The sequence below is a fragment of the Mesorhizobium sp. WSM4822 genome (genome assembly GCF_055811155.1).
Window position 1 is genome coordinate 98,874 of record NZ_JBVVQM010000017.1, and the last position, 11,173, is coordinate 110,046.

Below are 11,173 nucleotides of genomic sequence, written 5' to 3' on the forward strand. Positions count from 1 at the left end.
GATCGGATGTTGCGAAGACTTTCGCCAACCTTCTGCGTCGCAAGAAGAGTGCAGAGATCGAAGCTGCCAATCTCCCCCCTTGAGGGGGAGATGGCCGGCAGGCCAGAGGGGGGTAAGCGCCATCGTTCCGGCGGTATCCACTACTTCCCCTTCCAAACCGGCTCACGCTTCTCCGCAAAAGCGCGAAAACCCTCCATGCCGTCTTCGGAGCCATAGAGTGCATCGACCGTTGGCAACTGGCGCCGCGTCACCTTGTTCATCGCGTCCTGGAAGGTCAGCGCCTCGGCCACGCGCGCCGTCTCCTTGATCGCGGCGAAGACCAGCGGCGGGCCGCCTGCGAGCAGCCGGGCGATTTCCCAGACGCGATCTTCCAGCCTTTCCTTGGGCAGCACTTCGTTGACAAGGCCCCAGCGATGCGCTTCAGCGACATCCATCCAGCGGCCAGTGAGCAGCAGGTCCATGGCGACATGGTAGGGGATGCGCTTCGGCAGCTTGATCGTTGCCGCGTCGGCCAGCGTGCCGGCGCGAATCTCGGGCAGCGCGAAGGAGGAATGGTCGGAGGCGTAGATGAGGTCGCAGGAAAGCGCCAGTTCGAAGCCACCGCCCACCGCCATGCCGTTGACGCAAGCAATGACCGGCTTGTTGAGGTCGCGCAATTCCTGCAGCCCGGCAAAGCCGCCGACGCCATAGTCGCCATCGACCGCATCGCCGCCGGCGGCCGCCTTCAAATCCCAGCCGGCACAGAAGAACTTGTCGCCGGCGGTCTTGACGATGGCGACGCGCAATTCCGGATCGTCTCGGAATGCCTTGAAGGTCTCGCCCATCAGCCGAGAGGTCTTCAAGTCGATGGCGTTGGCTTTGGGCCGGTCGAGGGTGACCTCGAGGATGGTGCCCTCGCGGCGGGTCGAAATGACGTCAGACATTCTTGTTCTCTCCCAGCACCAGCAGTGCGTCGGCGATCCAGGCGCCCTTGCCCTCTGCACAGACGATCAGCGGGTTGATGTCGAGTTCCTCGATCTCACCGGCATTCGTCTGCACGAAGGCGGCAATGCCCGAAATGGCATCGATGGCAGCCGCGACATCGGCTTTCGGCCGGCCGCGATAGCCTTCGAGCAGCGGGAACAGTTTCAGGCCGCGCAGCGCCGCCTCGATATCGTCGCGGGTCGCCGGCAGCATGAGCGTAACGCTGTCGCGCAACAGCTCGACCAGCACGCCGCCGGTGCCGAGCGTCATTACCGCGCCGAACATAGGGTCGCGGGTGAAGCCGACAATGAGTTCGGCAACACCGTCGCGCACCATGCGCTCGACATAGAGCCCGGTGCCGAGTGGCAAGAGGTCATGCGCTGCGGTGCTGACGGATTCGGCATCCCTGAGATTGAGCCTGACAGCCCCAACTTCGGATTTGTGGGTGACGCCGAGCGCCTTCAGAGCGACGGGAAAGCCGAGCGCCATCGACGAGATCACCGCCTCGACGGCATTGGCGGCGCGCTCGCCCTTCGGCACCGGCAGGCCAGCCTTGATCAGCCGCGATTTTGCTTCAGCCTCGTCAGGGGTGACGTGGTCGCCGCCAGGGGCACCGGAGGCCGACGTGTCGATCGGCTGCGCCTGCGGTTCGGCCCAAGCCCAGCCGATGAAGGCCGCCGCCCCGGCGGCATCCATGGCTTCCGAAATGCCGAACAACGGCACCATGCCGCGCGCCATCAGTTCGGCGGTGTACTCCTCCGGCAGGTTTTCCGGCAGCGACGAGACGATCGCGCCATGCGCCTTGTTGGTCTTCAGCGCCGATTCGAAGGCGCGCAGCGTCGCCCACCAATCGGTGACCGAACAACGATCAGGTCGCGGAAAATCCAGCACCAGCATGTTGAGGTCGAAGCCGCCCGACACCATTGCGGTGAAGGTGGCGGTCATCGCCGGCTCGTTGTTCCAGATGAAGGTGTGATAGTCCAAGGGATTGGCGACCGCGACCAGCGGCCCGAGCGTCGATTTGACATGGGCGCGGTGGCTGTCGGTCAGCACAGGGAAATTGACCCAGCGCCCTTCGGCGCTGTCGGCCATGACAGAGGCCTCGCCGCCCGAACAGCTCATCGACGACAGCCTATAGCCGGGCAAAGGTCCGGTGATGTGCAGCAGCTTCAGCGCCTCGATAAAGGCGGGGATCGAATCGACACGCGCAATGCCGAGCCGCCGCAGGAACGCACCCGAGGCCGCGTCCGAGCCGGCCAGCGACGCGGTATGCGAGACGGTCGCCTGCCTGGCCTGTTCGGAACGGCCGACCTTCATGGCGATGATCGGTTTTTTCAGCTCGCGCGCCCGTGCCGCCAGCCTCTCGAAGCCGGCTACCGAATCGAAAGCCTCGATATGCAGGCCGAGCGACGTGACCCGCTCGTCCTCGATCAGGCCGAGCGCCATTTCGGACAGGCCGGTCTGCGCTTGGTTGCCGGCGGTCATCAGGAAGGCGATCGGCAGGCCGCGCCTCTGCATCGTCATGTTGATGGCGATGTTGGAGGACTGGGTGATGATGGCGACGCCCTTGCCGCCCTCGGCCAATCTTATGCCGCCATGCTGGTCGGGCCACAGAAGCGCGCCGTCGGCATAATTGATCAGGCCGTAGCAATTCGGCCCGATGATCGGCATCGAGCCGGCTGCCGCAACCAGCTCGGCCTGCAGCCGCTCGCCGTCGTCGTCGTAGGCCTCGGTCTCAAGGAAGCCGGCGGCAAAGCAGACGGCGCCGCCGGCGCCGCGCTCGGCCAGCGCCTTGATCACCTCGATGGTCAAATGCCGGTTGACGCCGACAAAGGCGGCGTCCGGCGCGTCAGGCAAATCGGCGACCGAACGATAGGCCTTGCGGCCCGCGACCTCGTCCTTGGTCGGATGCACCGGCCAGATCTCGCCGGCAAAGCCCATCTTGATCGATTGCGCGACGACGGCCGCGGCCTGCGCACCGCCGAAGACGGCGATCGATTTCGGCCGCAGGAGACGCTCAAGTTTATGCATATGTTATGCCCCGAACGGACGCAGCAGCGCCCTTGAAATAATGTGGCGCTGGATCTCTGACGTGCCTTCCCAGATGCGCTCGACGCGCGCGTCGCGCCAGATGCGCTCCAGTGGCAAATCGTCCATCAGTCCCATGCCGCCATGAATCTGGATCGCCTCATCGGCAACGTATGCAAGCATCTCGGTGGCCTTCAGCTTGGCCATGGCCATGTCCTGATCGGTGACAGTGCCCTGATCGTACTTCCAGCCGGCTTCGAACACCATCAGGTCGGCGGCCTTCAATTCGGTCGCCATGTCGGCAAGCTTGAACGACACGCCCTGGAACTTGCCGATCTGCTGGCCGAACTGCTGGCGCTGCGCGGCATACTCGATGGCATGGCCAAGCGCCCGCTCGGCGCGGCCGAGGCAGGTGGCGCCGACCTGCAACCGGGTGGCGCCGAGCCAGGAATTGGCGACGTCGAAACCCTTGTGGACTTCGCCCAACACTTGGGCGGCGGGAAGCCGGCAATCGTCGAATTCGAGGATGGCGTTGGTGTAGCCGCGATGCGAGACGTTGCGGTAGCCATCGCGGACGGTGAAGCCCTTCGTCCCTTTGTCGACGAAGAATGCGGTGATCTTCTTGCGCCTGCCGCGCGGCGAATCCTCTTCGCCTGAGGCCATGAAAACGATGGCAAAGTCGGCGAGGTCGGCGTGGGAGATAAAATGCTTGGTGCCGTTGAGTACCCAGTCGTCGCCGTCCTGTACCGCCGTCGCCTTCATGCCGCGCAAATCGGAGCCTGCGCCCGGCTCGGTCATCGCCAGACAGTCCCATTTCTCGCCGCGGATGCAGGGGAACAGGTACTTTTCGCGCTGCTCCGGCGTGCCGGCCAAAAGGATGTTGGAGGGCCGCGCCACGCAGGTCCAGTGCAGCGCGTAATTGGCGCGGCCAAGCTCCTTTTCGTAGAGCAGCCAGGTCACCGTATCGAGGCCAGCACCGCCGACATCGGCCGGCATGTTGGCGGCATAGAGCCCGGCTTCGATCGCCTTGACCTTGATCTCCTCGATCAGGTCGCGGCGCAGCACGCCGGTGCGCTCGACCTCGCGCTCATGCGGGTAAAGCTCGTTCTCGACGAACGCACGCGTCGTCTCGACGATGAGCCTCTGTTCCTCCGACAGCCCGAAATCCATGCTCTCAGCCTTTCTTCTTGCCGGGCTTTTTCTTCGGCTTTTCGGCTTTCTTGACCGGTTTCAAGGCTTTGGCCTTCTCGGCAGCCTTGGAGGCCGTGGGCTTCTTCGCCGCCAGCTTGGCCAGCTGCCTGGTATAGTCCTTGTGCAGGGCGCCGGCGCCCCAGCCCTTGCCTTTGTTCTGCTTCGACAGCGCATCCATGATGGCGACCAGATTGTCGTCGCGGATTTTTTCCAGTTCGCGGATCGACAGCCCATGTGCCTGGTCGTCCGACTGCGTGGCGATCAGGTCGACCAGTTCGTCGTTGAACTCCGGCACATCCATCAGCTTGGTCCATGGCCATTTCAGGCAGGGCCCGAACTGCGCCATGAAGTGGCGCATGCCGGCCTCGCCACCGGCGACGCGATAGACCTGGAACATGCCCATCTGCGCCCAGCGCAGGCCGAAGCCGTAGCGCATGATGTCGTCGAGTTCCTCGACCGTGCAGATGCCGTCCTTGATCAGCCACAGCGCCTCGCGCCATGCCGCTTCGAGCAGGCGGTCGCCGACGAAGGCCTCGATCTCCTTGCGGATGACGACCGGCTTCATGCCGATCGAGGCATACATCTCCTTGGCGACCTCGATCGCCTCGGGAAAGGTCTGCTCGCCGCCCACGATCTCGACCAGCGGCAGGAGATAGACCGGGTTGAAAGGATGGCCGACGACCAGCCGCTCCGGATGCTTCTTCATCGCCACCTGCATGTCGGTTGGCTTGATGCCGGAGGTCGAGGAACCGACAATCGCATTGGCCGGCGCGTGGGTATCGATCTCGGCGAGCACCCGGTGCTTGAGGTCGAGCCGTTCCGGCACGCTTTCCTGAATGAAATCGGCATCGGCCACTGCCTCGGCGATGGTCTTGGCAAAGGTCAGCTTGCCCTCTTTCGGCAAACCGCCGGGCACCATCTGCTTGTAGGCGCGGCGCGCGCCCTTCATCACTTCGCCGACCTTGCGCGACGCCTCGGGATCGGGATCGAAGATCGACACGTCGATGCCGTTGAGCAGCAGCCGCGCCACCCAGCCGGCGCCGATGACGCCGCCACCGATGGCGGCTGCCTTGTTGATGATACTCATGCGGAAGCTCCGGTTCTGGTCATGGCGGTTGTGGGATCTATGAGCGGCACGCGTTCGCCGGCGCGGATCACGGACGGGTCGTATGCCTTGCGGGCAAAGACTTTGAGGACGAAGGGCCGGAAGAATTCGATCGGCAGCGTGTCATAGTCGGGGTCGAAGCTCGACTGGTCCCAGCGCTCGCAAAACTGGTCGCAATCGTCGAAATAGGCGTGGCCGGCAAAGCGGTCGCGCGCATGGCGGTTACCGCCGAGGTGATGGGCATAGTAGAGCCGCTGGAAGTCGCCATGTTTCTCCACCACCCAAGTGCATTGTTCGCGCACGAAGGGTTTCAGGATCGAAGCGGCATATTCGTCGTGATTGTATGGCGCGTAGATGTCGCCGATGTCGTGCAGTAGCGCGCAGGCGATCCAGTCGGTGTCGGCGCCGTCGCGCCAGGCACGCGTCGCCGCCTGCAGCGAATGGCCGAGCCGGGTGATCTTGTAGCCCGATAGGCCCGCGTCGAGCTGCACCAGCGCATCGAGCAGCCGCTCGCCGGTCCTGGCGGCATAATCGATCTCATGCGCGGTCAGGAACTCGTAGGCGTCCCGGTCGCCATCCTTCATCGCGGTGAATTTTACGGTAGTCATGCCGACCCTCCCGACGAATAATTTATGCCGCGATCGGCGCCCGCTTGGTAAGGTTGAGCTTCTGCCGTACCTCTTCCGGCCCAAGAATCCTGGCGCCGAGATTGGTGACGATGCTGGCGGCGCGCTCGACCAACTGCGCATTGGTCGCCAGTACGCCCTTGTCGAGCCAGAGATTGTCTTCGAGACCGACGCGGACATTGCCGCCGGCCAGCACCGCCGCAGCAGCATAGGCCATCTGGTTGCGGCCGATGGCAAAGGCCGACCAGTTCCAGGTCGACGGCACATTGTTGACCATGGCCATGAAGGTGTTGAGGTCGTCCGGCGCCCCCCACGGCACGCCCATGCAGAGCTGCACCAGCGCATCGGGGTTGAGCACCTTTTCCTCGACCAGCTGCTTGGCGAACCACAAATGGCCAGTGTCGAAGGCCTCGATCTCCGGCTTGACGCCAAGCGCCGTCATCATGCCGCCCATGGCGCGCAGCATGCCTGGCGTGTTGGTCATGACATAGTCGGCCTCGGCGAAATTCATGGTGCCGCAGTCGAGCGTGCAGATTTCCGGCAGGCACTGGCGCACATGTTCCATGCGGTTGGTGGCGCCGCCCATGTCGGTGCCTTTTTCGTTGAGCGGCAGCGGCGCCTCCGGCGAACCGAACACCATGTCGCCGCCCATGCCGGCGGTCAGGTTCAGGATGACATCCACTTCTGCCGCGCGGATGCGCTCGGTCACTTCGCGGTAGAGATGCACATCGCGCCTGGGCTTGCCGGTCTCAGGGTCGCGCACATGGCAATGCACGATTGCGGCGCCAGCCTTGGCCGCGTCGATGGCCGAATCGGCGATCTGCTTTGGCGAGCGCGGCACATGAGGGCTGCGGTCCTGCGACCCGCCGGACCCGGTCACGGCACAGGTAATGAAGACCTCACGGTTCATCGCAAGCGGCATAGAACTCTCCTCCGATAGAAACACTATGCATGTCGCCCAAAAGTGGGAACCGGTTTTGGGATAACGACAGGCACAAAGACTATCAACAATGCCCGACTTGCCGGAAACTGTTTTGCGTTTTACGAAGCTTCCATGACGAAAAGCGAAAAACCAACGATCTTTCGCGCCGAGCGTCTGCCGCTCAAGGTGACGCTGCTGGTGTTTTCCGGCTCGTCCATCATGTGCGTCGCATCCGCCGTCGATCCGCTGCGCGCCGCCAACCGTATCTCCGGCGAGACCCTGTTCGATTTCAGGCTGGTCTCGGTGACCGGCGAGGCTCCGGTCACCACATGCGGCCTGCCGGTGGCGGTCAGCGGCCGTTTCGACGCGGCCGAGCCGTCCGACGTTCTGGTCGTCGTCGCTGGCTTCGGCACCCAGAACTATGCAACCTCGGCTCTGTTGTCGGGCCTGCGCCGGGCCGCACGCACGGCGCGTGCTTGCGGCGGCGTCGAGGCGGGCACCTGGCTGGTCGCACGCGCGGGCCTGCTGGAAGGGCGCAGCGCCACCACCCACTGGGAGGACATGGAGGATTTTTCCTCGTCCTTCCCCGGCGTCGATGTCCGCCCTGACCGCTATGTCATCGACGGGCCGGTGTTCACGTCGGGTGGCGCGTCACCGACCTTCGACCTGATGCTGCATCTCATCCGCACGCGGCTCGGTATGGCGGTGGCGCTCGATGTCGCCAGCGTCTTCATCTACGACCAGGCTCGCGCCGCCACCGACGCACAGCCGCTGGTCTCGCTCGGCCGGCTCGACGGCTATGACCCGCGGCTTGCGCAAGCCATCCGGCTGATGGAATCGCATGTCGACCAGCCGCTGACCATCGAAGCAGTGGCCAAGCGCGCCGGGGTGACGGCACGGACGCTGGAAAGCATCTTTCGCAAATCGATCGGCGAGACGCCGGGCGCCTATTACCTCAGGCTGCGCCTCGGCGCCGCGCGCCGGCTGGTGGTCGATACGAGGGTTGCCATGGCCGATATTGCCGGGCGGACCGGGTTCTCGTCCGCCGCGGCATTTTCGAGGGCATTTTCAAGGGCTTTCGGCGAAGCGCCGGTCAGATTGCGGAGGGGTTGATGTGCATGTCGCCCAAAAGTGTGTAGCGGTTTTGGGATAACGACATGCACAAAGTCGGAAAGCTCAGGCAGCGTTCTGACGGTCACTGCCGCCGTCGATCTGCGAGCGCATCTGTCTGGCAAGATGGGTCTCGAAACGGCTGGCAACGGCGCGGTCCCATTCGTTGGAGCGGCGCGTACCATCCTTCGGATGCGGCATCGCCATCAGCCGGTCGATGATCGATCCGGCCTCGCCAGGTGAGAGCAGGGCGTCGATTTCACGTTCGTTCTGCATATCGGTTCGCCTCCTTCTTCCTCTCCCGCCACGAGCCACTCTTATACGAGAAACGTGACGGCAGTTTGAAGGCAAGAGCGAGGTCATTGAAGGGCGTCGAAGGGCAAAACCGTGTCGCGGGACCGGGCCATGCGCAAAGCTGTTCCTGCGTCCCGGCAGGTCAGATCAAGGAGAGATCTACAGCCGCTTTTCGAACAGCACCGTGGTGAAGCCACTGTCCCATTCGTCGTCTGGATAGCGGTTTTTCTCGACATAGCCGACCGCCTTGTAGAGGGCTTGTGCCGGCAGGTTGAACGTGTCGGTTTCCAGCCGCGCCTGCGCCAACCCGGCGGTGCCGATTGCCTGTTCGGCATGGGAGAGCAGCTTGCGGCCGACACCTTGGCCTTGACGGGATGCCATGACGTGCAGGGCCTCGATGAAATCGGCGCGCCAATGGATCAGGCCGGCGACCTCGCCATCGATCTCGGCAACGGCGAACTCAGGCCAGCTCCGGTCGACATAGCGCCCGCCAATATCCGTCTCGACATAGCGCCGCGCCGCTGCTTCGGTGATGTTCGGCAGCCATGTGCCTTCGAACGTTTCCTGCAGCACCTGCTTCAACGCCGGAATATCGCTTGCCTGCGCCGGGCGCACGATGATTCGATCCTCTGCCATTTCCGTCTCCCGCCAATGCATGTCGCCCAAAAGTGCACAGCGGTTTTGGGAATGACGACATGCATAAAAATAAAGGCTGCCGCACGGGCCTTCTTTCGGCGACATGCGTGGCATCTTGATCTCACGCTGGCTGCCGAAGATCTGTGCGATCCTCGGCAGCCTCTCGCGAAGTGGGCTGACTAGCAGATAGCGATGGCGGCGGCTTTCAGCCAGTGGTGCCGGATGTCGGTCCAGAGATGGAGCGGCGCGCGCCTTACACGTAGCGGTTGACGATATTTTCCAGCAGTTCCTGGCGGCCGGACCTCGGCTGCGGCTCGATCTTCTTCTTGACGACACGCTCGGCGATATCCTCAAGCGTGCGCTTGCCGGCGAGCATCGCCTTGCCCTCGGCCGTGTTCCAGCCGGCATAACGTTCGGCCAGCGGCGCCGATAGCGCCTTGTCCTCAACCATGCGGGCCGCGGCTTTCAGGCCACGTGCGCAAGAGTCCATGCCGCCGATATGGCCGATCAGCAGGTCCTGCGGATCGAGCGACTGGCGGCGCAGCTTGGCGTCGAAATTGGTGCCGCCGGTCTTGAAGCCGCCGGCCTGCAGGACCTGGTAGTAGGCCAGTGCCATTTCCGGCACGTTGTTGGGGAACTGGTCGGTGTCCCATCCCGACTGATAGTCGTTGCGGTTCATGTCGATCGAACCGAAAATACCGAGCGCATTGGCCAGAGCCAGTTCGTGCTCGAAGGAATGGCCGGCCAGGATGGCGTGGCCCTGCTCGATATTGACCTTGACCTCCTTCTCCAGCCCGAAGCGCTTGAGGAAGCCGTAGACCGTGGCGACATCGTAATCGTACTGATGCTTGGTCGGCTCCTGCGGCTTCGGCTCGATCAGGATCGCGCCCTTGAAGCCGATCTTGTGCTTGTAGTCGACGACCATGCTGAGGAACCGGCCGGCCTGTTCCTGCTCGCGCGCGAGGTCGGTGTTGAGCAGCGTCTCATAGCCTTCGCGCCCGCCCCACAGCACGTAGTTTTCGCCCTTCAGCCGCTTGGTGACGTCGATGCAGCTTTTTACCGTCGCCGCCGCGTAGGCAAAGACATCCGGATCGGGATTGGTGGCCGCCCCCGACATGAAGCGGCGATTGGAGAACAGATTGGCGGTGCCCCAAAGCAGCTTGACGCCGGTCTGCTTCATCTTCCCCGCGAAGTAATCGGCGATCTCGTCGAGGCGCGCGGCACTTTCGGAAAAATCCTTGCCTTCCGGCCGCACATCGGCGTCGTGGAAGCAGAAATAGGGCGCGCCGAGCAGCGAGAACATCTCGAAGGCGACGTCCGCTTTCAGCTTTGCCAGTTCCATCGTGTCGGTGCCACCTGCCTTGGGGAACCACGGCCGGTCGAAGGTCTGGCCGCCGAACGGATCGCCGCCCGGCCAGGCAAAGGAGTGCCAGTAGGCGACGGCGAAGCGCAGATGGTCTTCCAGCCGTTTGCCGGCGACGAGCTCGTCGGGATTGTAGAACCTATAGGCCAGCGGATTGGTCGAATCCGGCCCTTCATATTTGATTTTCTTGATGTCGCCGAAAAATCCGCTGCTCATGATTTCTGTCCTCTCACAAAGTTCTGCCGCCATTACCTCAGGCGTAATTGGTTTCAGGCCAGCGCCGGTTGAAAAGGGTCATGTCAAAACCGTCAAATGAAGGAGACAGACCATGACCGACCTCACCAAGATCGCTGAAAACTACATCACCGCCTGGAACGAAAGCGATGCCGTCCGCCGGACCGAATTGCTCAAGGTGACCTTCACGGAAGACGTCAGCTATCGTGATCCGCTCATGCAGGGCGACGGCCATGAAGGCGTCGCGGCTCTGATCGACGGCGTGCAGCAGCGCTTTGCCGGCTTCCGGTTCTCGCTGAAGGGCACGCCGGACGGTTTTGCCGACAAGATCCGCTTCTCGTGGAATCTCGGGCCTGAGGGGACGCCATCGGTGATCGAAGGTACCGACATCGGAATCATTGAGAACGGCCGCCTCAAGAGCGTCACCGGCTTTCTCGACAAGGTGCCTGCGCAGTGAGGACTTCTGGGCGAGGCGGGTGCGAAGCGCCCCCCTCTGGCCTGCCGGCCATCTCCCCCTCAAGGGGGGAGATTGGCTGTCTTTCCCGCCTTCGCTAATTATCAACCTTGCAAGACGAGTAAAGCCGTCAACGCTGCCGGGCATCTCCCCCCTAGAGGGGGAGATGCCCGGCAGGGCAGAGGGGGGTACTGTCCCGTGAGCCATTCCAGCCCTCGGCGTAGAGCACTCCCTTACCAAGGGAGTG

The 11,173-nt window shown here is 63.3% G+C and carries 11 protein-coding genes; 2 read left to right on the forward strand and 9 right to left on the reverse strand.

Translation table 11 applies throughout. The features are described from left to right. Positions 1-140 precede the first annotated feature (140 nt). Genes AC0L3E_RS30485 through bcoG form a run of 6 tightly spaced genes read right to left on the reverse strand, consistent with a single transcriptional unit; the run spans position 141 to position 6,835 of the window. Positions 141-923, reverse strand: coding sequence for a carnitinyl-CoA dehydratase (locus AC0L3E_RS30485; protein WP_473606391.1), 783 nt, complete (start codon positions 921-923; stop codon positions 141-143). After that, positions 916-2,994, reverse strand: a complete 2,079-nt coding sequence (locus AC0L3E_RS30490) for an acetate--CoA ligase family protein (protein ID WP_473606392.1) — start codon at positions 2,992-2,994, stop codon at positions 916-918. The genes AC0L3E_RS30485 and AC0L3E_RS30490 overlap by 8 nt, the downstream gene beginning before the upstream one ends. Positions 2,995-2,997: 3 nt before the next feature. Continuing rightward, the gene (locus AC0L3E_RS30495; RefSeq protein WP_127398681.1) at positions 2,998-4,161 is read right to left on the reverse strand and encodes an acyl-CoA dehydrogenase family protein; all 1,164 of its coding nucleotides are present in this window, start codon (positions 4,159-4,161) and stop codon (positions 2,998-3,000) included. 4 nt (positions 4,162-4,165) lie between these two features. Next, a complete protein-coding gene (locus AC0L3E_RS30500; protein WP_127269385.1) occupies positions 4,166-5,269 on the reverse strand; it encodes a carnitine 3-dehydrogenase in 1,104 nt (367 codons plus the stop codon). Then, a complete protein-coding gene (locus AC0L3E_RS30505; RefSeq protein WP_473606393.1) occupies positions 5,266-5,895 on the reverse strand; it encodes an HD domain-containing protein in 630 nt (209 codons plus the stop codon). Before AC0L3E_RS30505 ends, AC0L3E_RS30500 begins: the two co-directional genes overlap by 4 nt. 22 nt (positions 5,896-5,917) lie before the next feature. Next, positions 5,918-6,835 (reverse strand): 3-dehydrocarnitine:acetyl-CoA trimethylamine transferase BcoG, encoded by a 918-nt coding sequence (bcoG, locus tag AC0L3E_RS30510; RefSeq protein WP_023810589.1) that lies wholly within the window; start codon positions 6,833-6,835, stop codon positions 5,918-5,920. 132 nt (positions 6,836-6,967) lie between these two features. Between bcoG and AC0L3E_RS30515 the strand changes: the two genes are divergently transcribed. After that, complete coding sequence (locus AC0L3E_RS30515; protein WP_127380253.1) at positions 6,968-7,948, forward strand: GlxA family transcriptional regulator; 981 nt, start codon at positions 6,968-6,970, stop codon at positions 7,946-7,948. Positions 7,949-8,011: 63 nt separating this feature from the next. Here AC0L3E_RS30515 and AC0L3E_RS30520 read toward each other — a convergent pair whose 3' ends face one another. The 3 genes from AC0L3E_RS30520 to xylA form a co-directional block, all read right to left on the reverse strand. After that, complete coding sequence (locus AC0L3E_RS30520) at positions 8,012-8,221, reverse strand: hypothetical protein (RefSeq protein WP_127270186.1); 210 nt, start codon at positions 8,219-8,221, stop codon at positions 8,012-8,014. A 177-nt stretch (positions 8,222-8,398) separates the two neighbouring features. After that, positions 8,399-8,875: a GNAT family N-acetyltransferase gene (locus AC0L3E_RS30525; protein WP_127322172.1), complete on the reverse strand. Its 477-nt coding sequence runs from the start codon at positions 8,873-8,875 to the stop codon at positions 8,399-8,401. Positions 8,876-9,128: 253 nt separating this feature from the next. Then, positions 9,129-10,454 carry a xylose isomerase gene (gene xylA / locus AC0L3E_RS30530; RefSeq protein WP_127328551.1) on the reverse strand — a complete coding sequence of 442 codons (1,326 nt, stop codon included), beginning with the start codon at positions 10,452-10,454 and terminating at the stop codon, positions 9,129-9,131. Positions 10,455-10,566: 112 nt separating this feature from the next. On the opposite strand from xylA, the gene AC0L3E_RS30535 reads away from it, so the two are divergent. Further along, positions 10,567-10,929 carry a nuclear transport factor 2 family protein gene (locus tag AC0L3E_RS30535; protein WP_128306830.1) on the forward strand — a complete coding sequence of 121 codons (363 nt, stop codon included), beginning with the start codon at positions 10,567-10,569 and terminating at the stop codon, positions 10,927-10,929. Positions 10,930-11,173 lie beyond the last annotated feature (244 nt).